Raw genomic sequence first — 24,535 nt, 5'->3', positions numbered from 1 at the left:
ACGCCGTTAAGGCGAATGCCGTAACCTCAAGTTGCGCCAAAGCGAGATCCGCCATGCAAGTGTCGTCCGTCGCCCAGCCCCTCTCCCCGCAGCTCGCCAGCGGTGGCGGCGGCGTCGCCGTGGTTCTGCGCCAGTCCGCGATCCTAGCCGACGGCTCCGGCGCCTCGGATGACCAGAAGATCGACGCCTATGTCGCCATCGGCAAGGCGCTGTACGCCTCGGACCAGGGGCGGGCCGACTGGTTCAAGTCCAGCACCCAGGCCGATCGCGACGCGCTGAACGCCGCCTGGAACAACTCGACCATAGCCAAGCAAATCCGCCAGGCCGCCGATGACTTCAACGCCCGGGGTATGCGCACGCCGCGCGAAGGCAACGTGATGGCCGACCAGATCGTCGCCCTGAACCGGATGTCGCCCCAGCAGCAGAAGATGATCTTCGCCGGGACGGCCAGCCTTGAGCAGACCGGGACCCTGGAGAGCTGGAAGGCCTTCCTCCAAACCAATGCCGATGGGCGCGAGCAGCAACTGGCGGACGAGAAGGCTGAAAAGGCCGAGAAGACCGGCAAGGACGCGGCCGTGCAGGTCTCGTTGTCGGACGACGCCAAGGCCGCCCTGGACACCCTGACCGACGAGAACCGCGTCGGCGGCGTCGCCGAAGCGGCCCTGGGCATGCTGCGAAAGGCGGCCGAGGAACGCGCCGAAGCCAAGGCGAAGAAGGATCGCGCCGAAGAACCCGGCGCGACCGTCGACCAGACAGCCTAGACCGCGATCAGCGCGGCCGCCAGCCTGCGGCCTTCGCTGGCCAGGACGTTGTACGTCCGAGCCGCCGCTTCGGTGCTCATGAACTCGAGGCCCACGCCCGCCGCCTTCAGGGCGTCGCGGACAGCGCGCGGCGGCAGGCCGTTGTTGAGGCCCGTGCCCAGCAGAACGAACTCCACCGCCCCGCCGGCGGCGAACACCTCGGCGAAGGCCTCAGGGGTCAGCTCGGCCAGGGACGTGGTGGACCAGTCGCGGGGCTGATCGTCGAGGATCAGCAGCGAGCCGGGCCGCCAGTCGCCGGAGACCCGGAAGCCGCCGCCGCCCCAGGCGTCGATGGACGGCGGCTGACGCATCAGGGGCGCGAGGCCGCGCCGAGCTTGATCGGCGTGGCTTCCTCGTCGTTCCGCTTCACGCCCCAGATCAGGATCATCGGCAGGGCGATATAGATCGACGAATAGGTGCCGATGATGATCCCGAAGATCATCGTGAACACCAGCGGGAACAGGACCGGCCCGCCGAAGATCATCGTGCCGCCCAGGGCCAGCAAGGCCGTGGTGCCGGTGATGATCGTCCGCGACAGACGCTCGTTTTCCGACAGGTCGATGATGTCGCGCAGCGGGGTGGTCTTGTACTTGCGCAGGTTCTCCTTCAGCCGGTCGAAGGTGATGACCTTCTCGTTCATCGAATAGCCGATGACCGTCAGCAGGGCCGCGATCTCGGTCATCGAGAACTCGATGCGCATGACCGACAGCAGGCCCAGGGTCAGGACGATGTCGTGGATCACGGCCACGACCGCGCCCGTGCCGTACGACAGGCCGAAGCGGAACCAGATGTAGCCCAGGGTCAGCAGCAGGGCCACGCCCAGGGCCTTGAAGCCCGAGAGCAGCAGCTCGCCCGAGACCTTGGCGCCCACTTCCGAACGGCTGGTCACCTTCAGGTCGGGGAAGCGCTTCACCAGTTCGGTTTCGACGTGCTTGGACGCGTCGCTGGGCTTTTCGCCCTTGGCCGGCAGGAACTTGACCATGGCCGAGTTCGGCGAACCGAAGCCCTGGACCTGGCCGTCATGGGCGCCGATCTGGTCCAGCGTCGTGCGCAGCTCGGCCAAGGGAGCCGGGCGCGACATCTGCACTTCCAGGGCGACGCCGCCCTTGAAGTCGATACCCAGGTTCAGGCCCTGGAAGACCAGCAGGCCGATCGAGGCGGCGATCAGGATCGCCGAGATGACGGCCGCGACCGGGGCCCAGCGCACGAACCGATAGTGAGTCGAACGCGGGATGTAGCGAATGAGTGGCCAACGCATGGTCGGTTCTCCTATGCGATCGGCAGCTTCTTCGGCTTGGTGGTCTTGAACCACCAGCCGATGAGCACTTGGGTGATGAAGATGGCGGTGAACAGCGACGTGAACACGCCGATCACCAGGGTCCAGGCGAAGCCCTTCACCGGGCCCGAGCCGAAGCTGAACATGATCAGGCCCGAGATCAGGCTGGTGATGTTGGCGTCCAGGATCGAGGTCAGGGCCAGCTTGTAGCCGTGGTCGGCCGCGGCCATGGGCGTGCGCCCGGCGTTGGCCTCGTCGCGCATGCGCTCGTAGATCAGCACGTTGGCGTCGACGGCGACGGCCAGGGTCAGGATCAGGCCGGCGATGCCCGGGAAGGTCAGGGTCGCCTGGGTCATCGACATGATGCCGACGATCAGCAGCACGTTGACCACCAGGGCGATGGCCGCGAAGCCGCCGAACAGGCCATAGGCCAGGATCACGAACACGAACATCGACAGGGCGCCGATGGCCAGCGAGATCGCGCCGGCCTTGACGGCGTCGGCGCCGAGCTCGGCGGTCACGGTGCGCTGGTCTTCCACGTTCAGCGGGGCCGGCAAGGCGCCCGAGCGCAGCAGCAGCGACAGTTCGTTGGCGCTTTCGACGGTGAAGCTGCCGGTGATGATGCCGCTGCCGCTGGTGATCGGATCGTTGATCACCGGGGCAGAGATCACCTTCTTGTCCAGGACGATCGCGAACCGCTTGCCGGGGTTGCGCAGGGTGATGTCGCCGAACTTCCTGGCGCCGGAACCGTTGAACGCGAAGCCGACGGCCGGCCGGCCATTCTGGTCGAAGGTTTGCGAAGCATTGGTCAGTTCGTCGCCCGAAACGACGGCGCGCTTCTTGACCACGTAATACGGCGCGGAGCGGTCTTCGCTCTGCAGCAGTTCCGAGCCGGGGGGGATGCGGCCGGCCTGTATGTCTTCGGGCGTCACCGTCTCGTCGACCATCTGGAAGGTCAGCTTGGCGGTCTTGCCGATGACGCTCTTGAGCTTCTCGGGATCGCTCTCGCCGGCCGCCTGGATCATGATCCGGTTAGTGCCCTGGCGATTGATCGAGGGCTCCTTGGTGCCCAGGCTGTCGATACGGCGACGGATGGTCTCGATCGACTGGTCGACGGCCTTGGCGGCGTCGGCGCGCTGGGCTTCCGGCACGAAGGTGACTTCGATGCGGTTGTCGCCCTTGCCCTGGACGCTGACGTCCTTGCCGCCGATCACGCCGGCCAGAGGCGCGCCGAGATTCTTGCGCAGCAGGTTCAGGGCCGCTTCGTAGCGCGAGGCGTCGCCGATGCGGACGCTGATCACCTCGCCCTGCTGAGCCAGTTCGCCGAACGGGATCTGCTCGTTCCGCAGCTGGGTGCGGGTGTCTTCCATCAGGTTGGACAGACGCTCGCGGTGCAGGGCGTCGGTGTCGACCTCATAAAGCAGATAAGAGCCGCCTTGCAGGTCGAGGCCGAGATTCAGCTTCTGGTGCGGCAGCCAGCCGGGCATGGCGTCCAACGTCTTCTGAGGGAGGACGTTGGGCAGGGAGAACAGAATGCCGAAGATCACCGACAGGGTGACGGCGATGATCTTCCAGCGGGAGAGGGTCAGCATGGATCAGGGACTTTCAGGCGACGTCGCTAGAACGCCTCGCGATATTCTGGAGCGTCTTAGTTCTTCGCGTCGTTGGCAGGCGCCGGCTCGCCCTTGGCGCGGACTTCCGTGATCATGCCCTTGATGACCTTCACGGTCACGCCGGTGGCGATCTCGACGCCGACTTCCTTGTCCTCGACGCGGACGACCTTGCCGATCATGCCGCTGGACAGGACGACGGTGTCGTTGCGCTTCAGGTTGGCGAGCATCGCCTGATGCTCCTTGGCGCGCTTCTGCTGCGGACGGATCAGCATGAAGTAGAACAGCACGACCATCAGAAGGATGGGCGCGAGCTGCAGGAATTGAGCGTTCAGACCGGACATGACGTCTCCAACAAAACCGATGCGGCGCGCCAGCCAAAAAGAGACAAGCTCATAGGGTCGCGCCAAGTCGGCGGAAGCTATGCGTTCGCCTCCCCTTTTGCAATCCAAGCGCACCCGGTATGCAGCGTGCCCATGACCGACGCGCCCAGTCCCTCACTTACGCCCCTGCTCGCCCGCATCGCCGAAGCCCTGGAACGCCTGGCGCCGCCCGCGCCGCCCGCGCCGGACTTTTCGTCCGCGCGCCTGTTCCGGCACGAGCCCAAGGACGGCGCCTTCGTCCCGGCGGCCGACTATCCGCTGTCGCTGGACCTGCTGGTGGGAATCGACCGCCAGAAAGGCCGCTTCGTCGACAACCTGCGCCGCTTCGCGCTCGGCGTGCCCTGCAACCACGTGCTGCTGTGGGGCGTGCGCGGCACCGGCAAGAGCTCAGTGACCAAGGCCGCCTTCGTCAGCCTGGCCGACGAATTCCCGGCCCTGAAACTGATCGAGGTCGATCGTGACGAGGTCGCGGCCCTGCCGCCGCTGTTCGATCTGCTCCGCGCACGGACTGAGCGGTTCGTGGTGCTGTGCGACGATCTTTCGTTCGAGGACGGGGCCGCCGCGGCCAAAGCGCTGAAGTCGGCGCTGGAGGGCGGCGTCTCGGGCCCGCCCGAGAACGTGCTGTTCGTGGCCACCTCCAACCGTCGCCACCTGATGCCGCGCGACCACGTCGAAAGCCAGGGCGCCATCGCCGCCGCCGAGAACGCCGAAGAAGAGATGAGCGTCTCCGACCGCTTCGGCCTGTGGATCGGCTTCCCGCCGATGGACCAGGACACCTATCTGGCCGCCATCCGCGGCTATGCCGAGCAGTTCGGCCTGACCGCACCCGATCTCGACCGCCGCGCCCTGCAATGGTCGCAGATGCGCGGAGCCCGCTCGGGTCGGGTCGCCTGGCAGTTCGTGCGGGATCTGGCCGGCGAACTGGGCGTCAAGCTGCCCAGCTGAACAGCAGAACGGCCCGCCTCTCTCGAAGCGGGCCGTCGAAAATTCACTGAAGGCGTGGCCTTAGCGCGGCAGCACCAGGGCCGGGTCGACCGGCTTGGCCTTGTCCTTGACCGTCGGCGCGTAGCGCATCTCGAAGTGCAGCTTGGACTCGTTGGTGCCGCCCGTGGCGCCGACCGCGCCCAGTTGCTCGCCCTGGCGCACGGCCTGGCGCATCTTGACGTTGATGCTGGAGAGGTGGGCGTAGGCCGTGACCCAGCCGTCGGCGTGCTTGACCAGCACCAGATTGCCGAAAGTCGGGACCTGGTTGCCGGCATAGGCCACCTCGCCATCGGCGGCGGACAGCACCGGCGTGCCTTGCGCGGCGCGGATGTCCAGGCCGTCATTGCGCTGGCCCGTACCCTTGACGCCGAAGGTCGAGATGATCTCGCCCCGCACCGGCCAGGCGAACTTGCCCTTGCCCGAGGCGATGATCTCGGCCTCGGTCGGGGCGGCGCTGCTCTCGATGATCGGACGCGCGGACGGCGGCGGGCTGACCGGCTGGGCGGCGACCGGCGCGCTGGGGCGCGAATAGTTGTTGCCGCTGGGCTGGTAAGGCTGCGGGTTGGAGGGCGTCGACGGCGCGGGGGCAGTGGGCGCGGAGCTGTCGACGCGGGCGTAGGTGTTCGAGGGCGTCGACGGCGATTGCGAAGGCGTCGGCTCGGGACGCTTCACCACCGTGGTGGTCGTGGTCCGGATCGGGCCCTTGTCCCTGTAGCCGTCGGGCAGCAGGACCTTCTGGCCCTTTTTGACCGAGGCCGCGGTCCGCAGGTTGTTCTCGGCGGCCAATTCCTTGACGCTGACATTGAAGCGCTTGGCGATGCCGGCCAGCGTATCGCCGCTGACGGCGACATAGGCCTTCTGGGTGGTCGCCGGGCCCTTGATCTTGGCGCCCAGCTTCAGCGGCTTGTCGGCCTTCAGCTTGTTGTCGTCGGCCAGGTCGCTGACGCTGACGTCGAACTTACGAGCGATGGCGGTCAGGGTGTCGCCCGATTTCACCGTGTGGATCTGGCGCGGCCCCGCGACGGTCGTGACCGAACCGGTGACACTGAGCGTCGTCGTCGAGGTCGTGGCGGGGGTCGTGTCCGGCTCGCTCGCGACGGGCGGCGTGTAGGTCGGACGCGAGGGCGTCGTGGTCGTCGGCCGGCTCGGCGCGGGACGGCTCGGCTCGGCCTCGGCGGCGGTCGGCTGCGAGGCGGGCGCGCCGGCCAGCACGGTCGTCGTCTTGATCGGCCCCTTGTCCTTGTAGCCGTCCGGCAGGACCAGCTTCTGGCCCTTCTTGATCGCCGAGCTGGCCTTCAGGTCGTTCTCGTCGGCCAGGGCGGCGGCGGTGACATTGAAGCGCTTGGCGATGGCGAACATCGTGTCGCCGGTCTGGACTACGTAAGCCTTCTGGTCGTCCTTGGCCGGTCCCTTGATCTTCTGGCCCAGCTTCAGGCGGTACGGGGCCTTCAGGTCGTTCAGTTCGACCAGCTCGGCGCGGGTCGCGCCGAAGCCGCGGGCGATGGCGTCCAGGGCGTCGCCGGATTCGACGACGCGCACCTGCGGCTTGCCGGGAACATTGACCACGGGACCGGTGACGGTGGTGGTGACCACGGTCCTGGGCGGGGCGGCGCGCAGTTGCGGCGCGGGCGCCGAAGTCGTGGCGCGGGCGGGGGGCGGCAGCTCGGACTGGGTGACCGACGGCGCGGCAGAGGTCGAGATCGGCGTCGGACGCGGCAGGGTCTCGGCCTCGCCGGGCGCGGTCGAGACGGCCTCAGACGCGGGCGCCGTGGATTGCGGAGCCGGCTGGGCGGCGGGGGGCTGGGTGATCGGGAAGTTCGGCGTGAAGCGCTGGCCCGCGGCCCGCGCGGCCTCCGCATGGGCGCCGAGCGTTCCAGCCGTCAGGGCGATCACCGCCGCGCGCGTCCACAACTGCCTCATAGCCTCTCCTTTCCCGCCGGAGCCACCAAAGGGCGCCGCCAGGGTAAATCAACCTTTAACACCAGAGGCCGCGAAACGCCGCGTCCCCCAACCTTCACTGATCCTTCGCGACGCCGGCCAGCAGGGGCACGAAACGCACGTCACAGAGAATCTCGACCCGGAAGCCCCCCTTGCCGTCGCCGGCATAGCGGCGAAGGCTTTGAACTGGCCCCTTCCCCACCGGCGCGACCAGCACGCCGTTGGGCTTCAGCTGCGAAAGCAGCCGCTTCGGATCATCTTCGGCCGCGGCCGTGACCATAATGCGGTCGAACGGCGCCTGTTCGGCCCACCCCTCGCCGCCATCGCCGAACTTGGTGATGACGTTGGTCAGGCCCAGCTTGTGGAAGCGGCCTTCCGCCTCCTTCATCAGGGTGCGATAGCGCTCGATCGTATAGACGAGGCGCGAGACCTTGCTGAGGATCGTGGTCTGGTAGCCCGAGCCCGTGCCGATCTCCAGCACCCGGCATCGCGGCTCGATCGTCAGGGCCTGGGTCATCAGACCGACGATATAGGGCTGGCTGATCGTCTGGCCGCAGGCGATCGGCAGGGCCGAATCCTCCCACGAGCGGTCCTTGAACAGGTCCGGCGTGAACAGGTCGCGCGGCGTGGTCTCGATGGCCTTCAGCACCTGTGGATCGGTGACCCCCTGGTCGCGCAGGGCTTGCATCAGGCGCGGAAGGTCGGCCTTGGCGTTCTCGGCGGCCTTGGACGTCCCTCCGCTCATGGAGCCGCCTTCAGCTTCGGCGGAGCGCCGCCCAGCACGCCCTTCAGCTTATGGACGGTCTCGTTGTGCGTCAGGTCGATGTGCAGCGGCGTGACCGAGATGCGACCCGAATAGATCGCCTTCAGGTCGGTGCCGTCGGCGGGCTCGGAGGCCTTGGCCGAGAAGCCCATCCAGTAATAGTCGCGGCCGCGCAGGTCGGTGCGCTTTTCCATGTTGCGCAGCAGGCCGTCGCGGAAGCCCTGGCGGGTGACCTCGACCTCGGTCACTTCGTCCGGCGTCACGGCCGGGAAGTTGACGTTCATGATCACGTCAGTCGGCCAGCCCACCTCCAGCAGGCGCTGGACGACGCCGGGGCCGAAGTGCTCGGCCGTCTCCCAGTGGGCGACGACCTCGTCGTGGAAGAAGTTCATGGTCTGGGACAGGGCGATCGAGCGGATGCCGTGGGCCATGCCCTCGATCGCGCCGGCCACCGTGCCCGACAGGGTGACGTCCTCGGCCAGGTTCTGGCCGCGGTTGACGCCCGACAGCACCAGATCCGGCGCGGGACCGTCGATCAGCTGCTGCACGGCCATCATCACGCAGTCGGTCGGCGTGCCCTCGACGGCGAAGCGGCGATCATCGAGCTTGCGGACGCGGATCGGGTCCGAGAGAGTCAGAGCCCGGCTGGCGCCCGATTGCTCGTATTCCGGCGCGCAGATCCAGACGTCGTCGGTCAGGGCGCGGGCGATCCTCTCCAGGCTCTTCAGGCCTGGCGCGTTGACGCCATCGTCGTTGGTGAGGAGGATCCTCACGCAGCGCCTCCGATGTGGGTCAGCCCGCCCATATAGGGCTGCAGCGCCGCCGGGATGTGGATGCGGCCGGCCTCGTCCTGGTAATTCTCCAGCACGGCCACAAGGGTGCGACCGACGGCCAGGCCCGAGCCGTTCAGGGTGTGGACGAAGTGGCCGCCCTTCTCGCCGGTCTTGCGATAGCGGGCCTCCATGCGGCGGGCCTGGAAGTCGCCGCAGTTCGAGCACGAGCTGATCTCGCGATACATGTTCTGCGACGGCAGCCAGACTTCCAGGTCGTAGGTCTTCCTGGCGCCAAAGCCCATGTCGCCGGTGCACAGCAGCATGGTGCGGAACGGCAGCTCCAGCTTCTTCAACACCGTCTCGGCGCACTCGACCATGCGCTGGTGTTCGGCCTCGGACTGGTCGGGCGTGGTGATCGAGACCAGTTCGACCTTGTAGAACTGGTGCTGACGGATCATGCCGCGCGTGTCGCGGCCAGCCGACCCGGCCTCGGCGCGGAACGACGGCGTCAGGGCCGTCAGGCGCATCGGCAGCTCTTCCTCGGCCAGGATCTGCTCGCGGACGATGTTGGTGAGGGAGACCTCGGCGGTGGGGATCAGCCAGCGATCGTCGGTGGTGTGGAAAAGGTCGTCGGCGAACTTCGGCAACTGGCCGGTGCCGAACAGCGCCTCGTCGCGCACCAGCAGCGGCGGGCTGATTTCCGTGTAGCCGTGCTCGACCGTCTGCAGGTCCAGCATGAACTGGCCGATGGCGCGCTCCAGGCGGGCGATTTCCTTCTTCAGGACCACGAAGCGCGCGCCGCTCATGCGGGCGGCGGATTCGAAGTCCATGCCGCCCAGGGCCGCGCCCAGGTCGACGTGGTCCTTGGGCGCGTTCAGGCGGCCGGCCGGCAGCTTGGCGGCGTCGCCCCAGCGGCGTTCCTCGACATTGCCGTGCTCGTCCTCGCCCCGGGGCACCTCCGGAGCCGGAATATTGGGCAGGCTGGCCAGCAGGTCCTTGAGCTTGCCGCCGACCAGGGCCTCTTCCTCGGCGGCGGTCGCCATGACGCCCTTCAGCGCCTCGACCTCGGCCATCAGGCGCGCGGCTTCGGCCTCGTCCTTCTTGGCCTTGGCCATGCCGATCAGCTTGGAGCTTTCGTTGCGCTTGGCCTGAGCCTCTTGCAGCGCCGTCTGGGCCGCGCGGAGTTGGGCGTCCAGCTTGACCGCCTGCGCGGCCTCGCCCGACCGCCCCTTGGCCGACCATGCGGCTTCGAAGGCTTCGGGGTTTTCGCGGATGGCCTTGATGTCGTGCATCGGACGCAAGCTCGGGAGATGGGCGATGGAGAAACGCCCTCTCTAAGGCGCGTCGGCGGGGGCGCCAAGCTTTCCGGATGGGCGGGCGGCCTCTCCACGGCTTCGTGATCCCCGGCCAGGGCGGCCGGGACGGCCCCGCATTGCGCAAAAAGCCTAGATCCGAGGAACATACCTCCCTTTGAAGAGGCTCGAAAAGCCGGTTATCGCGCACGATAGCGGTACCTAGGCACGAAAAATCCAACCGCTAACGGAAATTAGCCGGACTTTGTCACACGGACTTAATCCCAATAGCCGAAAAGCCGCGCCAACTTCAGTACGCGTCCTTTTTCGGCCCTCCTCGGCCGCCCGATCATTCCTAGGAATTTGAAATCATGAAGACGTTCGCCGCTTTCGCCGCCCTCGCCATCGCCGCCGCTGTCGCCGTTCCGGCCGGCGCCAAGACCGCCACCGAAGTCCGCGTGTCGCTGACCGGCAAGAACTCGGTCCAGATCGAAAACGAGATCAAGACCGCCGCCGTTTCGGTCTGCGGCGCCGGCGACGCGACCTGCGTCGACAACGCCCTGATGAACGCTCACCGCCAGCTGGCCTCGATCATGCGCGCGCGCGACACCGGCAAGCCGGCCGCCGTCGAGACCGTCTCGGTCGTCCGCATCTCGCTGAAGGGCAAGACCCAGAACCAGATCCACGCCGAGATCCGCACCGCCGCCCAGACGGTCTGCAAGGCCCAGCGCCCGAACTTCAGCGTCGTGAGCTACTCGTCGTGCGTGGCCGACACCGTCCGCTCCGCCAAGGCCCAACTGCAGGCGCGCGTCGGCGCCGCCGCCTAAGGCTTCAAGTTTCGCTCGCTTATCTGAGCGAAAAAGAAGGGCTCCGCGGCTCAGTCGCGGGGCCCTTTTTTATGTCCAAGATACCGCCGTCATTCCCGCCACGAGGGCGGGAATGACGGGGTGGAGGTATGGACCGTTAAACGGCCACTATGTCCTTGCCGGCTTCCTCGTCGTCTTCCCGCTTGCGGCGGCGTTCGATCAGCCACACGCACCAGATCGAGATCTCGTAGAGCAGGCACAGCGGCACGGCCAAGGTGATCTGGCTGATCGGATCCGGCGGGGTGACGATGGCGGCCACCACGAAGACGGCGACGATGGCGTAGCGACGGCCCGTCCGCAGCATATCCGACGTGACCAGACCCGCCAGGCCGCCCAGCGACAGCACCACGGGAAGCTGGAAGCTGAGGCCGAAGGCCAGGAGCAAGGTCGTGACCAGGGTCAGGTATTCCGAGACCCGCGTCTGCAGCACGACCTTCACTCCGTCGCCGACGATCTGCTGGCTCAGCGAGAACCACAGCACGAACGGCAGCATCACGTAGTAGACCAGCGCCGAGCCCATCAGGAACAGCACCGGCGAGGCGATCAGGAACGGCAGGAACGCGTTGCGCTCCTTCTTGTAGAGACCGGGCGCGACGAAGCGGTACAGCTGCCAGGCGATGATCGGGAAGGCCACGACGATGGCCGCGAACGCCGACAGCTTGATGTTGGTGAAGAACTGCTCCAGCGGCGCGGTTGCCTGCAGGGTGATGTCCTTCAGAGCGGCGGGCGGCACGTGCTTGATGCCGACCAGGGCCAGGATCAGGTCGAACGAGCCGTGGTGGCCGCCCGCGTCTTGCACGGCCTTCAGGCCCTCGGCCACGGTGAAGGGGCGGACCAGGAACAGGAAGATCGGCTTCACGAAGGCGAAGCAGACGCCGAAGGCGACGGCGATCGCGCCGACGCAGACGATCAGGCGGGTGCGCAGTTCGATCAGGTGATCCAGAAGCGGCGCGCGCGAGGACTCGATCTCGTCCTCGTGCTCATCCCTGGGGTCGTATCCGATGGCCTTGTCGTTCACGAGACGATGTCCGAAGCGGTGGAGCCGCCGGCCTTGGCCGCGCGCTTACGCGGCGCGCGGACGGCCTTGGGGGCCTCGACCGTGATGTCCTTCTTGGGTGCGGCGGCGCGCTTGCGCGGAGCTTTCGCGGTTTCAACCGGAGCCGGCTCGGCGACCGCGACGGCCTTCTTGCGCGGCGCGCGCTTGGGCTTCTCGACGATCTGGGCCGCCGGGGCCGGAACCGAATTGTCGGTGCTCAGGGCCGGATTGTGGATCTCGGCCCCGGCATAGGGGTGCATCTGGGTCGCGCCGCTGGACAGCGAGGCGTCGATGTCGGCGAAGACCTGGTCGACGTGCGGATCCGCGGCCGGCGTCGGATTGGTGAACTGGCCCGAGCGCATGGCCTGCACTTCGCGGCGCAGCTCGTCCAGCTCGGACTGGCGCGCCATCTCGTCGAAGCTGGCGCGGAATTCCGAGGCCATGCCCCGCATCCGGCCCACGAACTGGCCCAGCTTGCGCAGCAGAGCGGGCAAATCCTTGGGACCGACCACGATCAAAGCGACGGCGGCGATGACAAGGAGTTCTGTGCCGCCGATATCAGGAAGCATGGACGCGCCTTAGAACGGCGGAGCCGATGGCTCCCCGCGTGATTGGACAGACGCGCGCGAAGAACCCCTCCCCGCGCGCTTCAAGGTCTTACGACTTGCGAAGCTCTTCGGCTTCCTGCTCGGTGCGCGGCAGGGCGCCCTTGGACTTGTTGTCGGCGACTTCGCTGCTGGTGTCGTCCTTCAGGCCATCCTTGAACGCGCGAATGCCCTTGGCCGCGTCGCCCATGATGCCCGACAGCTTGCCGCGGCCGCCGAACAGCAGCAGCACCACGACGGCGACGATGATCCAGTGAATCGGACCTAGACTTCCCATAATCGAGACTCCTTGCGACAGCGCCAGATAGCCGCTGCGACGCGTCGTTACAACATGCCGAAGAATATAGGCGCTCGCGGGGCCGGAGACCATGGTTCGCCCGAGAGTCGCGAGGTCGCGAGGCCTGGCGCGACTTCCGGGCAAGTTCTGCTCGGCGGAGTTGACCGACCGGCCACGCTTTCAGCGCGCCCTTGCCTGCCAAGGATCTGTAAAGTCTAGCTTCCCGGCCGTGGCCCACGCCTTGCACAGAGTGTCGCACCCTCAAGTTCGAGAGCGCGTCATGTCCATTTCGTCCATCGGTTCGTCCAGCTACGCCGGCGCCTATAGCGGCATGTCCGCCAGCACCTCGTCGCCCATCGGCGAAACGTCCGCCAAGGACGAGTTCCTGAAGTACCAGGCGATGACCCCGGCCCAGAAGATGCGGGCCGCGATGCTGGCAAAGCTGGGCGTCACCGAGGAGCAGCTCAAGGCGATGGGCCCCGAGGATCGGGCCAAGATCGAGCAAAAGCTCAAGGACATGATCAAGCAGCAGGTCCAGAACGATCCGGACAAGAAGGACAAGACCGGCCAGATCGCCGACGTCCTCGCCTAGCGATCCGCCTTCTCCGGTTCGCCCAGGAAGTCCTGGGCGAATTCCGGCGTTTCGCCGTCGTCCAGATCCAGCGGATCCTCATCATCGGTGCGCAGGCCCAGCGGATCGGGCACGGTGAAGCCTGGTGGCAGGTTCATTTCCAGCAGGCCCGCGGCCTTCATCTCGGCGATGCCCGGCAGGTCCGACAGCGCGGCCAGGCCGTAATGCTCGAGGAATGCGTCCGTCGTCCCTAAAGTCACCGGCCGGCCCGGCGTGCGCCGGCGACCGCGCATGCGGATCAGACCCAGCTCCAGCAGAACGTCCAGCGTGCCCCGGCTGGCCTGCACTCCGCGCACGGCCTCGATCTCGGCCCGGGTGACGGGCTGGTGATAGGCGACGATGGCCAGGGTCTCCTGCGCGGCCTTGGACAGGCGGCGCGGCTCCTCGCGCTCTTCCGTCATCAGGAACGACAGATCGGTCGCCGTCTGGAAACGCCAGCGATCGGCCACGCAGACCAGCTCGATTCCCCGGCCCTCGTACCGCGTCCGCAGGCCCGCGAGGCCGGCGGCGATGTCCGCGCCCTCAGGCAAGCGCTTGGCCAGGTCAACGTCGCTGAGCGGCTCGGCCGCCGCGAACAGCAGGGCCTCGATACAGCGCTCGACGAAGAGGGGTTCGAGTTCGACGGTCATTCAAACCCCATATCCGATTTCCCCGGCGAAAGCCGGGGCCCAGATTCATCCTGGGCGGCTTGGGACGATCCGAGAAACGCCCTGTCGGCTTGTCGGGCGTTGGTGGGTTCGATCTGGACCCCGGCCTTCGCCGGGGAGATCGGGAGAGAGGGGAAGATCACTCGGTAACCTCCAGCGGCTCCGCCCTGGTCCGCAAGTAGATGTCCTCGAACGCCCCCATCTGCCGCGCCTCCAGGATGCCCTCCTTCACCAGCTCCAGCGAGGCCGACAGGGTCGAGGCCAGGTAGGAGGCGGGCGTGGGGCCGTCCTCCTCTTCCAGCGCCCGCTCGATCGGAGCGACGGTGGAGAGGACCGTCCAGTCCTGCATCTTCGGCAGCAGGCCGCGCAGGCGGTCGCGGGCGTCTTCCAGCGGATAGGCGGTCGGCGGGCGCGGGGCGTAGTGGCGGCTATGTTCGCGTTTGCGCTGAGTGATGTAGGCGCTCATCAGGCTATAGAGATCGCCCTCCAGACGGGTCGAGGAGACGATCCTTACCGCGTCCGGATCGCCGCGCATGAAGACGTCGCGGCCGAGGATCGGGCGGTCCTTCAGCGCCTCGACGGCCTTGCGCATGACGTCCAGCTTGGCGAGGCGGAAGGCCAGCTGGGCGGCCATTTCCTCGGCCGGCGGCTCCTCGGCCTTGGCGCGCTCGGGCTTGGGCAGCAGCAGGCGGGACTTGAGGTAGGCCAGCCAGGCGGCCATGACGAGGTAGTCGGCCGCCAGGGCGAAACGCACGCGGCGAGCCTGTTGCACGAAGGCCAGGTACTGCTCGGCCAGCTTGGTGATCGACAGCTGCAGCAGGTCGACCTTCTGGCTGCGCGCCAGGGCCAGCAGCACGTGCAGCGGGCCTTCATAGCCGTCGATGTCGATGACCAGCGCCGCGCCGTCCTCGGCCGCCTCGTTGGCGGCCGCGAAGTCGAAAGTCGGCTGGAAGCCCGTGCTCAAGCGTACTTGCCGTCGAACGCGGCGTCGAAGCGGGCGCGGGCCTCGGCCACGTCGAAAGGCTCGGGGACCTTGACCAGGCGGCCCATGACGGCCTGGGCCCGGCGGCGGGCCTCCTTGCCCAGACGGCCGACGCCGGACATCACGGCCTTCATCTCGGCCATGTCGCCGTTGCAGTGCAGGACCACGTCGCAGCCGGCCGACAGGCTGTCCTTGGCCCGCTGCTTGAAGTCGCCGCTCAGCGCCTTCATCGACAGGTCGTCGCTCATCAGAAGTCCGTCGAAGCCGATGGATTCGCGGATGATCTTCTTGATCACCTTCTTCGACGTCGTGGCCGGGCGGTTGCGGTCGATGGCCGAGTAGACGACGTGGGCGGTCATCGCCATCGGCATGTCGGACAGCACCCGGAACGGCGCGAAGTCGCGGATTTCCAGCTCGAGCAGCTTGGCCTTGACCACCGGCAGCTCCAAGTGGCTGTCGCTCAGCGCGCGGCCGTGGCCGGGGATGTGCTTGATGATCGGCAGGACGCCGCCGGCCAGCAGGCCTTCGGCCGCGGCGCGGCCCAGGGTCGCCACCTGCTCGGGCGTGTCGCCATAGGCGCGGTCGCCGATGATCTCATGGCCCTGGGGGTCCGGCACGTCCAGCACCGGCACGCAGTCGACATTGATCCCGATCGAGCGCAGGTCATGGGCGATCAGCCGCGAGCCCAGGCGGGTGATTTCGCGCGCCGTCAGCGGATCGTTGGCCACCAGCTCGCCGTAGGCCCGGCCGGGCGGATAGATGCGCCAGTGCGGCGGCTGCAGACGGGCGACGCGGCCGCCCTCTTGGTCGATTAGGATGGGGGCGTCGTCACGGCCGACCGTGGCGCGCAGGGCGGCGGTCAGCGCCCTCACCTGCTCCGGATCAGCGATGTTACGCTTGAACAGGATGAAGCCCCATGGCTTCACGTCCCGGAAGAAAGCGACCTCTTCGGCCGTCAGCGTGGTCCCGGCGCAGCCGAGGATAGCGGCGGAAGAGGTGCTCAAAGGGGTAACTCCTTACTTCACGAAGCAGGACTTGCCCGAGGCCGAGATCGCCTCGCAGAAGGCCTTGGCCGCTTCACGCGAGGCGAAGCCGGTCACCGAGGTGCGGTAGAGCGTCGTGCCGTTCTTGTCGATCGCCTCGACCTTCTTGCCCTTGCCGGCGGCCAGGCCCGGGGCCAGGCGCGTGGCGTCGGTCCAGGCCTTGTCGGCCAGGGCCGGAGACGACAGGGCGCCGATCTGCACCATGGCGGGGCCGCCCGTTGCGGCGGCCGGAGTCGCGGCGACCGGCTTGGCGGGCGCGGCGGCGGCCAGTTGCACAGGCTTGGGCGCCGGCTTCTGGGCGGCGGCGGTCGCCAGGGATTCGATGGTTGGGGCCGGCTGCCGCACGGTCGGCGCGGGCTTGGCGGCCGGCAGGGCGGCGGTCTGCACCGGGGCGCTGGCGACCGGCGCGGCCGGACGAGCCTGCGGCGCTTCGGGCGGCGCGGCGAAGGTGGCCGAGGGCTGCGGGTCCTCGTTGTGATAGATTTGCAGACCCGCAGCCGGATCCTGCGGCTGGCTGCCGGCCGGCGGCGGGGTCTTCATCTGGGCCACTTCGGTCCCGACGGCCTGCGGCGGATCGTTCGGGTTCCGCACGCCGCCGCGATAGACCAGGATCACCCCGACAACGAGGGTCACCAGCACCACCGCGCTGATGATCAGGGTCATGGGCAGCGGGCGCGCGCCTCGCACGGGCTGACGCGCATCGAACGACAGCGGCGCGTCGGTGGGCGGCGTATAGGCCCCGCGGTGCGGATCGGACATCTCGGCTAGGCTCCAGATACTCTCGGGCGTCCAAACAAGGGCGCACAGGTCGAACGCATCGAATCAGACGCGCGCGACCCTAGGTTACCCAACGGCGGCCCGTCCAAGAAGCGTCCGCCCCGCTCAGGTGGCAGACGATCGGCCGCTCGCGCCCACGTTCCTGATCCCTGGCCCGAAGGCCTAGTTCCAGACGTCCAGGTGGAACAGCTTGCGGTGTTCTTCTATCGCGAAGCGGTCGGTCATGCCCGCGATGTAATCGCATACCACGCGGGCGCGGCCGGCTTCGTCGCGGTTCTGCGACTTGGCGAACCAGATGGTCGGCAGGACCTCCGGCTCCTTCAGGAATAGCGCGAACATTTCGCCCAGAATACGGCGAGCCTGGCTGCGCGTGCGGTTGACGCGCCAGTGGCGGTACATGCGCTCGTGCAGGAAGGCGCGCAGGCGGGCCAGGTCCTCGGCCATGTCCGGCGAGAAGGCGACCAGGGCGTGGTCCAGGGCCCGGACGTCGTCGGCCGAACCAACACCGGTGGCCGCCGCGCGCTGCAGGGTCTCGCCCATCACGTCGTCGATCATCGCGCCGATCATGCGGCGAATGGCTTCCAGATGGGTCAGGCGCGGGTCAAGGTCGGGGCGCTCGCTCTTCACGGCCGCCAGGATCGGGCCGATCAGCGGCACGTCCATCAGCTCGTCCAGGGTGAACAGACCCGCCGTCACGCCGTCGTCGACGTCGTGATTGTTATACGCGATGTCGTCGGCCAGGGCCGCGACCTGCGCTTCGGCCGACGCCCAGGTGTTCAAGCCGAGGTCGTACTCGGCGTCGTACTTCTGAATCGCCTTCCAGGAGGGCTTGCCCAGCTTATTCGTGACCGGGCCGTTGTGCTTGATGATCCCTTCCAGGGTCTCCCAGGTCAGGTTCAGGCCCAGAAAGTCCGGATAACGGTGCTCCAGCTCGGTCACGACCCGGAAGGTCTGGACGTTGTGGTCAAAGCCGCCGAAGTCCTTCATCTGCTGCTCGAGCTCGTCCTCGCCGGCGTGGCCGAACGGCGGGTGGCCGATGTCGTGACCCAGCGCAATGGTTTCGGCCAGGTCGCTGTCCAGGCCCAGGGCCGTGGCCAGCGAGCGCGCCACTTGCGCCACCTCCAGCGAGTGTGTCAGGCGCGTGCGGAAGTTGTCGCCCTCATGCGCTACGAAGACCTGGGTCTTTTCCTTCAGCCGGCGGAAGGCCGAGGTGTGGATGATGCGGTCGCGATCGCGCGCGAACGGCGTGCGCGTGCGGCTCTCGTCCTCCTTGAACCGACGGCCCCGAGACTTGAACGGATCTTCGGCGTAGGGCGCGCGCGGAACGAAGTACGGGGTCGAGGTCATGAACCGCCTTTATCGCGTTGGACGATTTGGCCCCTTCCGTAGAGGCCACGTCACCCTCATATAGGCCTGAGGTGAGTTTTCCACAGCCATGACCCAAGTAGACTTAACGCTTTCCGAAAACGCCGCGCGTCAGATCAAGGCCATCGCCGCCAGCGAAGGCCGCCCCCTGATGCTACGCGTCGCGGTCGATGGCGGCGGATGCTCCGGCTTCCAGTATCGCTTCGACCTGGTCGACGCCGTCGAGGACGACGACCTCAAGGTCGAGCGCGACGACGCCGTGGCCCTGGTCGACGTCGTCTCCCTGGCCCTGCTCAAGGGTTCGGAGATCGATTTCGTCGACGAGCTGGCCGGGGCGGAGTTCCGCGTTCGCAACCCGAACGCCAAGTCCAGCTGCGGCTGTGGGGTCAGTTTCTCGATCTGACGCCCCGCCCCGTCCCGCGTTTCAGCGACAGCGAAGAATGCAGGACACCGCGTAGGTGGCGTACGGCAGGGTGAAGATGCAGGCCAGGAACTTGGCGATCTTCTGGTACCAGTATTTCTTGGATTGAGCCTGGCTCCAGCAGCTCTGCCAGTTGTTCTTCAGGTTGTTCCAGGCTCCCGCTCCGATTTTGCCCAGCATGCAGCCCGCGAAGCACTGCCAGAAGCTGTTGCTCGTGGCCGCCTTGGCGACGTCCGTCGGCTGACGCTCCAGGATGGGCGCCGGGCTATCGCCTTCCTTGATCGTGAAGCTGTGGGTAGAGCCGCCGGGTCCGATGATCTCGACCGTCGCGGGGCCTTTCTCGCCACCGCTGACCCGGAAGATGTGCTTCTCGCCGTTGGGCAGGACGATGGCGAAGCTATCGGCCATAACGCCCTTGGCCAGCGGCTTGAACTTGGCGGCCTCGGCCTTGGTCAGCCCGGCCTCCTTGCCTTCGCGGGCGTCCAGCTTGGCCTCGGGCGACGCCGCGAAGCCCATGCCGGCCGGCGCGAAGCCGAACAAGGCGAGGCCGGACCACGCCCCGGCCCGCATCAGGCCACGCCGGTCGATACGTGAAGTCTTGGCTTTCATGTGTTTCCTCCTTTGTCGTGTCGAAAAGTCGAACACCAGCGGCCCGGACGCGAGGTCGCGACCGGGGGAAAACTCGGCGAAAAACGCTTGTTTTACCTAGGAAAGCAGCCCGAACACTTGCGCAGCTCGGGAACAGGTCCGCGGACGACATAACGCCCCGCGGATATGCTGAATACAGCGCCTTGCAATCTATACTGTCAAGTTGAGGCGGCGCGCCTCCGCCAAGACCTAGGCCGGCACGAACTGCAGCAGGGTCAGCGTCAGCGCGCCCCAGGCCAGCGGCGCGGCCATGGCGGCCCAGGCGAAGGTCATCTGGCCCTTGCGCCACAGGATCCAGCCGGCCAGCGGCGACAGCAGGCACACCGCCCAGAACAGAGCGCCGAACACGAAGCCCAGCCAGGCGATCGGGTTCAGCATGTTGCCCGCCCGGTCGAAGACCAGCGGCGTGAAGATGGCCAGGATCGCGCCGATCGCGGCGAAGGCCAAGCACGCGCCGGTGGCCAGCACCATGAGCGCGAGCTGTCTTCGATCGATTGGCTTGCCAGCTGACTTGAGCGCGACCTTCATGCGCCCTAGCCTCCCGCCGCAGTCTGGAGCCGTCAATGCGTATCGCCACTTGGAACGTCAATTCGATCAACGCTCGCCTGGAAGGCGTGCTGGCTTGGTTCGAATCGGAAACCCCGGACGTGGCCGTGCTGCAGGAGATCAAGTGCGTCGACGAGAAGTTTCCCACCGAAGCCTTCGAGCGGCTGGGCTACAATGTCGTCGTCCACGGCCAGAAGACCTATAACGGCGTCGCCCTGCTTTCGAAGTTCCCGATCGAGGACGTCCGTAAGGGGCTGCCCGGCCTCTCGGAAGACGAAGTCGACGAGCAGTCGCGCTATGTCGAGGCGGTGATCGCCGCGCCGGTCCCATTCCGCGTGGTCGGCATCTATCTGCCCAACGGCAATCCGATCGGGACCGAGAAGTTCGACTATAAGCTGGCCTGGATGCGCCGCCTGCACGCTCACGCCCAACGCCTGCTGGCCTTCGAGGAGCCGCTGGTCATCCTGGGCGACTACAACGTCATCCCCGAGGCCGAGGACGTGGCCAATCCCGAGGCCTGGCTTGGCGACGCCCTGTTCCAGCCCGAGAGCCGCGGCGCGTTCCGGGCGCTGAAGAACCTGGGCTTCACCGACGCCTACATGCAGGTCGACGGCGCGCCGGGCGGCTACACCTTCTGGGACTACCAGGCCGGCGCCTGGCCCCGGAACCTGGGGATCCGCATCGATCACCTGCTGTGCTCGCCCCAGGCCGTCGACCGCCTGACCGACGTCGTCATCCACCGCGACGAGCGCGACAAGGAAAAGCCGTCAGACCACGTGCCGGTCGTCGGCCACTTCCGCGACTAAGGGCCCCATAGCCCCTCTGTCGCGGAATCAGGACTCCCGCTAGCCTGGCCTTACTATGAGCGAACTCGCGCGTCTTTTGCTGTTCGTGGCCATCGCCGGCTCGGCGGTGACGTTCCTGGGCAGCCTGGCCATCTGGTACGGCGACGAGGACCGGCGTCTGCGCCGAGCCTTGCGCAACGTGCTGAAGAGCGATCCGGAAGGCTTCATCGTGGCGCGCGGCCGGGGCCGGGGCGCGGGCTTCTCGTTCTCGACCAACCTGCTGGCGGTGGCCTGGGACCGGGGCGCCTGGTGCCTGATCTATCGCCTGGACGAGCTGATGGGGGCCGAGCTGCTGGTCGACGGCCAGGTGATGGGCCGCGTCTTCCGGGGCGAAGGCCGCCGGGCCATCGACCATGTCGCGCCCCAGGCCCAGTCGGTCACCCTGCGCCTGGTCTTCGACGATCCGCGCCATCCGGACTTCGCCCTCGAGCTCTGGGCCCCCGGCGACGAACAGCGTCGTGAGAGCCGTTCGCCCGGCGAGCTGATGCAGGAGGCCAACCGCTGGCTGGCCCGTTGCGAGGCCATCGTTCGCCGGCCGCTGCCGCCGCGCCCCACGAAGCCGGAGCCCGCCCCAGTGGTCGCCGCCCGCCCCGCGCCGCCGCCCGAACCGCCCGAGTCCTTCGAATACGACGAAGACGACGAGGACGATTTCCGCGCCCCCCCGCCTCTGCCCGACACCCCGCCGCCGCTGGCCCGACGCTCGTCGTTCGACGACGCCCCGCGCGCCGCGCCGGCGCGTCCGGTCTCGCGGCCGACGGCTCCAGTCCCGGCTCCCGCGCCGAAGCCGGTGGCCGAGCCCGACATGTTCGATGATCCGCCGTGGGACGACGCGGACGACGACGTCCCCACCCCACCGCCCGCCCCGACCTACAAGCCCGTCTCCAAGGCCCGCCGCGACACCGCCGTCGATCAGGATGAACTGCCCTTCGATCTCGACGACTGATCACGCTTATGGCAACGGAAACGCCGATCCGTCGAATTTTGATTGCTGCGACGCGGCGACGAGGGTAAATCGCCGCCGCCGGCCGTGAGCTGGCGCTTTGGAGCTTCGAGCTTGCATGGCGGGTAAAGACCCCCTCGCCGCGTCCGACTCTGCCACCCCGACAACTCAAGCTCCCAACCACGGCCACGCGGCGTCGCGTTTCTGGCCGTTGGCGCTGGGCAGCGTGGGCGTCGTGTTCGGCGACATCGGCACCAGCCCCCTCTACGCCTTCCGCGACGCGCTGGAGGAGGCCGCCCGCGATGGCCTGGTCCGTCCCGAGATCATGGGCGTGCTGTCCCTGGCGCTGTGGGCGCTGATCCTGGTCGTGACGGTCAAGTACGTCCTGTTCTTGATGCGCGCCTCCAACAAGGGCGAAGGCGGGGTGCTGTCGCTGATGGCCCTGGCCCAGCAGGGCGCCAAGGGCCGCACGGGCCTGATCTTCGCCCTCGGCGCCATCGGCGCGGCGCTGTTCTATGGCGACGGCGTGATCACCCCGGCCATCTCGGTGCTATCGGCGGTCGAGGGCCTGAAGTCGGTGCGCGGCTTCTCCGGCTGGTTCGGCGCCCAGGAGGTGATCGTCACCAGCCTGGTGATCCTGACCGCCCTCTTCGCCTTCCAGGCCAAGGGCACGGCCAAGGTGGCCGGCGTCTTCGGTCCGATCATGGTGTGCTGGTTCCTGTGCCTGGGCGCCCTGGGCGTCTGGCACATTAAGGACGATCCCAGCGTGCTGACGGCGATCTCGCCGACCTACGCCATCTATTTCCTGACCCATCACGGACTGACCGGCTTCCTGGTCATGGGCGCGGTGTTCCTGACCGTCACCGGGGCCGAGGCCCTAACGGCCGACATGGGCCATTTCGGCCGTGGCCCGATCCAGATGTCGTGGTTCGGCCTGGCCCTGCCGATGCTGGCCCTGAACTATTTCGGCCAGGCCGCCCTGGCCTCACAGGCCCTGACCGCCGCCGAGGCCGCGGGAACGGCCCTGCCGAACGCCGACTGGTTCTTCCAGTTGGCGCCCCACCAATGGCGACTGGCCCTGGTGCTGTTCTCCGGGGTCGCCACCGTCATCGCCAGCCAGGCAGTGATCACCGGGGCGTTCTCCCTGACCCAGCAGGCGATCCAGTTGGGCCTCCTGCCGCGCATGGACATCAAGATCACCTCGACCACCGAGGCCGGCCAGATCTATGTCGCGCCGATCAACTGGCTGCTGTTCGTCGGCGTCGTCCTGGTGGTGCTGTCGTTCCGCTCGTCCAGCGCCCTGTCGCACGCCTACGGCATCTCGGTGACCGGCACGATGGTGGTCACCACCCTGCTGGCCTACATCGTCGTGCGCCACGTCTGGAACTGGAGCCTGCTGGCGGCCCTGGCCCTGATCGTGCCGCTGTTCGCTCTGGACCTGACCTTCTTCGTCGCCAATCTGCTGAAGGTGCTGACCGGCGGCTGGGCCCCGCTGGCCCTGGGCGCGGGTCTGTGCCTGCTGATGTCGATCTTCGTCAGCGCCACCGAGCGCCTGCGCAGGAAACTCAACAAGGACGGCCTGCCCTTCGCCGACTTCCGCGAGATGATCGCCCGCCGCCCGGCCGCCGCGACGCCCGGCACGGCCGTCTATCTGACCTCGGACCCGGAGACGACGCCGCCGGCCCTGATGCACAGCCTCAAGCACTTCAAGGTCCTGCACGAGCGCAATGTGCTGCTGAAGGTCGTCAACGAGACCACGCCCTATGTGCCTGACGACCAGCGCATCGAAATCAAGACCCTCGACGACCGCTTCTCGCTGGTCACCGTGCGCTACGGTTACATGGAGAGCCCGAACATCCCGCAGGCCCTGGCGGCCTGCCGCAAGCAGGGCCTGAAGTTCGACATCATGAGCACGTCGTTCTTCGTCAGCCGCCGCACGATCGTGCCGTCGGTGGCCGCCGACGCCCTGCCCGCCTGGAAGCGTAAGCTCTTCACTTTCCTGACCCGCAACGCGGCCGACCCCACCACCTTCTTCCACCTGCCGCCGGGACGGGTGGTGGAGCTGGGGGCTCAGGTCAGCCTGTAGCGGGGCGGGTCAGCCCTCGGCCGCCTGCTCCGCCGCCAGCGCCAGGTCCAGCGCCCGGGCGGCCTCTTCGCCCGTCACGACCGGACGCGGGGCCTCGCCGCGCACGGCCGCGAGGAAGCCGGCGACCGACAGGCCCAGGGGGTCCTTGCCGGCCGGGGTCTCGGTGAAGTTCTCGATCAGCGGGAACGGCGTGGTGTTGCGGAAGGCGCGGGTGAGGAAGTCGATCTCGACCTCGCCCGACGGGTAGACGACCTTCATGGTCCGCTCGCGGGCCTCGGCGACGCGGGAGCTGTCGAACACGGCGATGAAGCCGTTCTCGAACATCGCCTCGACCTTCACCCAATCGAGCGAGGTCGAGCGGGTGATCCCCCCTTCGCCGTCCACGGTCATGGGCTGGGCCTCGCACAGGGCCAGGGCGAGATCGATGTCGTGGATCATCAGGTCCAGCACCACCGAGACGTCGAGATTGCGGTCCGAAGGCACACCCCGTCGCACGGCTTCCAGGCGCAGCGGCTGCTCGGGAATGTCCAGCAGGCCCATGGCCTGGAACACCACCCGTTCCTGGTGACCGCAGGCCAGCGGGACCCCGGCCTTGGCGGCGGCGGCGACCATCCGGTCGGCGTCCTCGGGCGTCACGGCCAGGGGCTTTTCACAATAGACCGGCTTGCCCGCCTTCAGCGCCTTCAGCGCCGCTTCGGCGTGGTGGACGGCGGGCGCGGCGACCGTGACCACGTCGACGGCGGCTAGGAAGGCGTCCATGTCGTCGAAGCCCTGGGCGCCCAGCGGCTCGGCCAGCGCCTGAGCGCGCGCCAGGTCGATGTCGAACACGCCGACCAGGGTCACGCCGTCCAGCTCGACGTACTTCTTGGCGTGATAGCCGCCGAACACTCCGGCGCCGACGACGCCCGCTTTCAGAGTCTGGGTCATGGCCCGCTGTCTACTCCGCTTCGGCGACGCTTAGAAGCACTGGAGCCTTCCGTAAGGACGCGCTAAACATCCGT

The 24,535-nt window shown here is 67.6% G+C and carries 27 protein-coding genes; 8 read left to right on the top strand and 19 right to left on the bottom strand.

Features of this window, described 5'->3' with window-relative positions; translation table 11 throughout:
- The first annotated feature begins 53 nt into the window (after positions 1-53).
- Positions 54-761 (top strand): hypothetical protein, encoded by a 708-nt coding sequence (locus tag AC1RNC_RS03515; RefSeq protein WP_492883760.1) that lies wholly within the window; start codon positions 54-56, stop codon positions 759-761.
- On the opposite strand, the gene AC1RNC_RS03510 is transcribed toward AC1RNC_RS03515, so the two are convergent.
- From AC1RNC_RS03510 to yajC, 4 genes are read right to left on the bottom strand one after another with little or no spacing between them, the layout of a single operon-like run.
- Positions 758-1,111 (bottom strand): Mth938-like domain-containing protein, encoded by a 354-nt coding sequence (locus AC1RNC_RS03510; protein WP_492883758.1) that lies wholly within the window; start codon positions 1,109-1,111, stop codon positions 758-760. The two genes, AC1RNC_RS03515 and AC1RNC_RS03510, sit on opposite strands and share 4 nt — an antisense overlap.
- Positions 1,111-2,058 (bottom strand): protein translocase subunit SecF, encoded by a 948-nt coding sequence (gene secF / locus AC1RNC_RS03505; RefSeq protein ID WP_492883756.1) that lies wholly within the window; start codon positions 2,056-2,058, stop codon positions 1,111-1,113. The genes AC1RNC_RS03510 and secF overlap by 1 nt, the downstream gene beginning before the upstream one ends.
- 11 nt (positions 2,059-2,069) lie before the next feature.
- Entirely contained in the window at positions 2,070-3,668 is a 1,599-nt protein-coding gene (gene secD / locus AC1RNC_RS03500; RefSeq protein WP_492883754.1) for a protein translocase subunit SecD, read from the bottom strand.
- Between the two features lie 56 nt (positions 3,669-3,724).
- Positions 3,725-4,030: a preprotein translocase subunit YajC gene (gene yajC / locus AC1RNC_RS03495; RefSeq protein ID WP_492883752.1), complete on the bottom strand. Its 306-nt coding sequence runs from the start codon at positions 4,028-4,030 to the stop codon at positions 3,725-3,727.
- 132 nt (positions 4,031-4,162) lie between these two features.
- On the opposite strand from yajC, the gene AC1RNC_RS03490 reads away from it, so the two are divergent.
- Positions 4,163-5,014: an ATP-binding protein gene (locus AC1RNC_RS03490; protein WP_492883750.1), complete on the top strand. Its 852-nt coding sequence runs from the start codon at positions 4,163-4,165 to the stop codon at positions 5,012-5,014.
- Positions 5,015-5,074: 60 nt separating this feature from the next.
- Here the strand turns inward: AC1RNC_RS03490 and dipM are convergent, their stop codons facing one another.
- The 4 genes from dipM to serS all read right to left on the bottom strand — a co-directional run bounded on the left by dipM (position 5,075) and on the right by serS (position 9,819).
- Entirely contained in the window at positions 5,075-6,973 is a 1,899-nt protein-coding gene (gene dipM, locus AC1RNC_RS03485) for a cell division endopeptidase DipM (RefSeq protein ID WP_492883748.1), read from the bottom strand.
- A 94-nt stretch (positions 6,974-7,067) separates the two neighbouring features.
- Positions 7,068-7,736 carry a protein-L-isoaspartate(D-aspartate) O-methyltransferase gene (locus AC1RNC_RS03480; RefSeq protein ID WP_395443123.1) on the bottom strand — a complete coding sequence of 223 codons (669 nt, stop codon included), beginning with the start codon at positions 7,734-7,736 and terminating at the stop codon, positions 7,068-7,070.
- Positions 7,733-8,527 carry a 5'/3'-nucleotidase SurE gene (surE, locus tag AC1RNC_RS03475; protein ID WP_492883746.1) on the bottom strand — a complete coding sequence of 265 codons (795 nt, stop codon included), beginning with the start codon at positions 8,525-8,527 and terminating at the stop codon, positions 7,733-7,735. The genes AC1RNC_RS03480 and surE overlap by 4 nt, the downstream gene beginning before the upstream one ends.
- Entirely contained in the window at positions 8,524-9,819 is a 1,296-nt protein-coding gene (serS, locus tag AC1RNC_RS03470) for a serine--tRNA ligase (protein WP_492883744.1), read from the bottom strand. The genes surE and serS overlap by 4 nt, the downstream gene beginning before the upstream one ends.
- A 371-nt stretch (positions 9,820-10,190) precedes the next feature.
- Here serS and AC1RNC_RS03465 point away from each other — a divergent pair, with 371 nt between their 5' ends.
- A complete protein-coding gene (locus tag AC1RNC_RS03465; RefSeq protein ID WP_492883743.1) occupies positions 10,191-10,646 on the top strand; it encodes a UrcA family protein in 456 nt (151 codons plus the stop codon).
- 136 nt (positions 10,647-10,782) lie between these two features.
- Here the strand turns inward: AC1RNC_RS03465 and tatC are convergent, their stop codons facing one another.
- From tatC to tatA, 3 genes are all read right to left on the bottom strand, one after another.
- Positions 10,783-11,703, bottom strand: coding sequence for a twin-arginine translocase subunit TatC (gene tatC / locus AC1RNC_RS03460; RefSeq protein WP_492883742.1), 921 nt, complete (start codon positions 11,701-11,703; stop codon positions 10,783-10,785).
- Positions 11,700-12,290: a Sec-independent protein translocase protein TatB gene (gene tatB / locus AC1RNC_RS03455; RefSeq protein WP_492883740.1), complete on the bottom strand. Its 591-nt coding sequence runs from the start codon at positions 12,288-12,290 to the stop codon at positions 11,700-11,702. The genes tatC and tatB overlap by 4 nt, the downstream gene beginning before the upstream one ends.
- Positions 12,291-12,378: 88 nt before the next feature.
- On the bottom strand, positions 12,379-12,603 hold the full coding sequence (gene tatA / locus AC1RNC_RS03450) for a twin-arginine translocase TatA/TatE family subunit (protein ID WP_099579690.1): 225 nt from the start codon (positions 12,601-12,603) through the stop codon (positions 12,379-12,381).
- A gap of 280 nt (positions 12,604-12,883) precedes the next feature.
- On the opposite strand from tatA, the gene AC1RNC_RS03445 reads away from it, so the two are divergent.
- Positions 12,884-13,195 (top strand): hypothetical protein, encoded by a 312-nt coding sequence (locus AC1RNC_RS03445; protein WP_492883738.1) that lies wholly within the window; start codon positions 12,884-12,886, stop codon positions 13,193-13,195.
- Here AC1RNC_RS03445 and scpB read toward each other — a convergent pair.
- From scpB to AC1RNC_RS03420, 5 genes are all read right to left on the bottom strand, one after another.
- A complete protein-coding gene (gene scpB / locus AC1RNC_RS03440; protein ID WP_492883736.1) occupies positions 13,192-13,863 on the bottom strand; it encodes an SMC-Scp complex subunit ScpB in 672 nt (223 codons plus the stop codon). The two genes, AC1RNC_RS03445 and scpB, sit on opposite strands and share 4 nt — an antisense overlap.
- Before the next feature lie 157 nt (positions 13,864-14,020).
- Positions 14,021-14,845, bottom strand: a complete 825-nt coding sequence (locus tag AC1RNC_RS03435) for a segregation and condensation protein A (protein WP_492883734.1) — start codon at positions 14,843-14,845, stop codon at positions 14,021-14,023.
- The gene (nagZ, locus tag AC1RNC_RS03430) at positions 14,842-15,867 is read right to left on the bottom strand and encodes a beta-N-acetylhexosaminidase (protein ID WP_492883732.1); all 1,026 of its coding nucleotides are present in this window, start codon (positions 15,865-15,867) and stop codon (positions 14,842-14,844) included. The genes AC1RNC_RS03435 and nagZ overlap by 4 nt, the downstream gene beginning before the upstream one ends.
- A gap of 12 nt (positions 15,868-15,879) precedes the next feature.
- Entirely contained in the window at positions 15,880-16,665 is a 786-nt protein-coding gene (gene ftsN / locus AC1RNC_RS03425) for a cell division protein FtsN (protein ID WP_492883730.1), read from the bottom strand.
- A gap of 180 nt (positions 16,666-16,845) precedes the next feature.
- Positions 16,846-18,030: a deoxyguanosinetriphosphate triphosphohydrolase gene (locus AC1RNC_RS03420; protein ID WP_492834586.1), complete on the bottom strand. Its 1,185-nt coding sequence runs from the start codon at positions 18,028-18,030 to the stop codon at positions 16,846-16,848.
- A gap of 88 nt (positions 18,031-18,118) precedes the next feature.
- Here AC1RNC_RS03420 and erpA point away from each other — a divergent pair, with 88 nt between their 5' ends.
- The gene (gene erpA, locus AC1RNC_RS03415; RefSeq protein WP_492883728.1) at positions 18,119-18,451 is read left to right on the top strand and encodes an iron-sulfur cluster insertion protein ErpA; all 333 of its coding nucleotides are present in this window, start codon (positions 18,119-18,121) and stop codon (positions 18,449-18,451) included.
- Positions 18,452-18,472: 21 nt separating this feature from the next.
- Here the strand turns inward: erpA and AC1RNC_RS03410 are convergent, their stop codons facing one another.
- A complete protein-coding gene (locus AC1RNC_RS03410; RefSeq protein WP_492883726.1) occupies positions 18,473-19,078 on the bottom strand; it encodes a hypothetical protein in 606 nt (201 codons plus the stop codon).
- A gap of 228 nt (positions 19,079-19,306) precedes the next feature.
- Positions 19,307-19,681 carry a hypothetical protein gene (locus AC1RNC_RS03405; protein WP_492883724.1) on the bottom strand — a complete coding sequence of 125 codons (375 nt, stop codon included), beginning with the start codon at positions 19,679-19,681 and terminating at the stop codon, positions 19,307-19,309.
- Between AC1RNC_RS03405 and xth the strand changes: the two genes are divergently transcribed.
- The 3 genes from xth (at position 19,681) to AC1RNC_RS03390 (ending at position 23,534) form a co-directional block, all read left to right on the top strand.
- A complete protein-coding gene (gene xth / locus AC1RNC_RS03400; RefSeq protein ID WP_492883722.1) occupies positions 19,681-20,469 on the top strand; it encodes an exodeoxyribonuclease III in 789 nt (262 codons plus the stop codon). The two genes, AC1RNC_RS03405 and xth, sit on opposite strands and share 1 nt — an antisense overlap.
- A gap of 55 nt (positions 20,470-20,524) precedes the next feature.
- A complete protein-coding gene (locus AC1RNC_RS03395) occupies positions 20,525-21,451 on the top strand; it encodes a hypothetical protein (RefSeq protein ID WP_492883720.1) in 927 nt (308 codons plus the stop codon).
- Between the two features lie 115 nt (positions 21,452-21,566).
- Positions 21,567-23,534 carry a potassium transporter Kup gene (locus tag AC1RNC_RS03390; RefSeq protein WP_492834594.1) on the top strand — a complete coding sequence of 656 codons (1,968 nt, stop codon included), beginning with the start codon at positions 21,567-21,569 and terminating at the stop codon, positions 23,532-23,534.
- 9 nt (positions 23,535-23,543) lie between these two features.
- Here the strand turns inward: AC1RNC_RS03390 and AC1RNC_RS03385 are convergent, their stop codons facing one another.
- Positions 23,544-24,461, bottom strand: a complete 918-nt coding sequence (locus tag AC1RNC_RS03385) for a Gfo/Idh/MocA family protein (protein WP_492883718.1) — start codon at positions 24,459-24,461, stop codon at positions 23,544-23,546.
- Positions 24,462-24,535: the final 74 nt, after the last annotated feature.

Source organism: Caulobacter sp. GW822-FHT01G02 (assembly GCF_058802865.1).
The sequence above is the reverse complement of the archived record's forward strand: the minus strand, read 5'-3'. Positions and strand labels throughout refer to the sequence as shown.

Excerpts from the sequence above, each read along its gene's own strand:
- AC1RNC_RS03515 (WP_492883760.1), top strand. The coding sequence starts at position 54 with ATGCAAGTGTCGTCCGTCGCCCAGCCCCTCTCCCCGCAGCTCGCCAGC.
- AC1RNC_RS03510 (WP_492883758.1), bottom strand. The coding sequence starts at position 1,111 with ATGCGTCAGCCGCCGTCCATCGACGCCTGGGGCGGCGGCGGCTTCCGG.
- secF (WP_492883756.1), bottom strand. The coding sequence starts at position 2,058 with ATGCGTTGGCCACTCATTCGCTACATCCCGCGTTCGACTCACTATCGG.
- secD (WP_492883754.1), bottom strand. The coding sequence starts at position 3,668 with ATGCTGACCCTCTCCCGCTGGAAGATCATCGCCGTCACCCTGTCGGTG.
- yajC (WP_492883752.1), bottom strand. The coding sequence starts at position 4,030 with ATGTCCGGTCTGAACGCTCAATTCCTGCAGCTCGCGCCCATCCTTCTG.
- AC1RNC_RS03490 (WP_492883750.1), top strand. The coding sequence starts at position 4,163 with ATGACCGACGCGCCCAGTCCCTCACTTACGCCCCTGCTCGCCCGCATC.
- dipM (WP_492883748.1), bottom strand. The coding sequence starts at position 6,973 with ATGAGGCAGTTGTGGACGCGCGCGGCGGTGATCGCCCTGACGGCTGGA.
- AC1RNC_RS03480 (WP_395443123.1), bottom strand. The coding sequence starts at position 7,736 with ATGAGCGGAGGGACGTCCAAGGCCGCCGAGAACGCCAAGGCCGACCTT.
- serS (WP_492883744.1), bottom strand. The coding sequence starts at position 9,819 with ATGCACGACATCAAGGCCATCCGCGAAAACCCCGAAGCCTTCGAAGCC.
- AC1RNC_RS03465 (WP_492883743.1), top strand. The coding sequence starts at position 10,191 with ATGAAGACGTTCGCCGCTTTCGCCGCCCTCGCCATCGCCGCCGCTGTC.
- tatB (WP_492883740.1), bottom strand. The coding sequence starts at position 12,290 with ATGCTTCCTGATATCGGCGGCACAGAACTCCTTGTCATCGCCGCCGTC.
- tatA (WP_099579690.1), bottom strand. The coding sequence starts at position 12,603 with ATGGGAAGTCTAGGTCCGATTCACTGGATCATCGTCGCCGTCGTGGTG.
- AC1RNC_RS03445 (WP_492883738.1), top strand. The coding sequence starts at position 12,884 with ATGTCCATTTCGTCCATCGGTTCGTCCAGCTACGCCGGCGCCTATAGC.
- scpB (WP_492883736.1), bottom strand. The coding sequence starts at position 13,863 with ATGACCGTCGAACTCGAACCCCTCTTCGTCGAGCGCTGTATCGAGGCC.
- ftsN (WP_492883730.1), bottom strand. The coding sequence starts at position 16,665 with ATGTCCGATCCGCACCGCGGGGCCTATACGCCGCCCACCGACGCGCCG.
- AC1RNC_RS03420 (WP_492834586.1), bottom strand. The coding sequence starts at position 18,030 with ATGACCTCGACCCCGTACTTCGTTCCGCGCGCGCCCTACGCCGAAGAT.
- erpA (WP_492883728.1), top strand. The coding sequence starts at position 18,119 with ATGACCCAAGTAGACTTAACGCTTTCCGAAAACGCCGCGCGTCAGATC.
- AC1RNC_RS03410 (WP_492883726.1), bottom strand. The coding sequence starts at position 19,078 with ATGAAAGCCAAGACTTCACGTATCGACCGGCGTGGCCTGATGCGGGCC.
- xth (WP_492883722.1), top strand. The coding sequence starts at position 19,681 with ATGCGTATCGCCACTTGGAACGTCAATTCGATCAACGCTCGCCTGGAA.
- AC1RNC_RS03395 (WP_492883720.1), top strand. The coding sequence starts at position 20,525 with ATGAGCGAACTCGCGCGTCTTTTGCTGTTCGTGGCCATCGCCGGCTCG.
- AC1RNC_RS03390 (WP_492834594.1), top strand. The coding sequence starts at position 21,567 with ATGGCGGGTAAAGACCCCCTCGCCGCGTCCGACTCTGCCACCCCGACA.
- AC1RNC_RS03385 (WP_492883718.1), bottom strand. The coding sequence starts at position 24,461 with ATGACCCAGACTCTGAAAGCGGGCGTCGTCGGCGCCGGAGTGTTCGGC.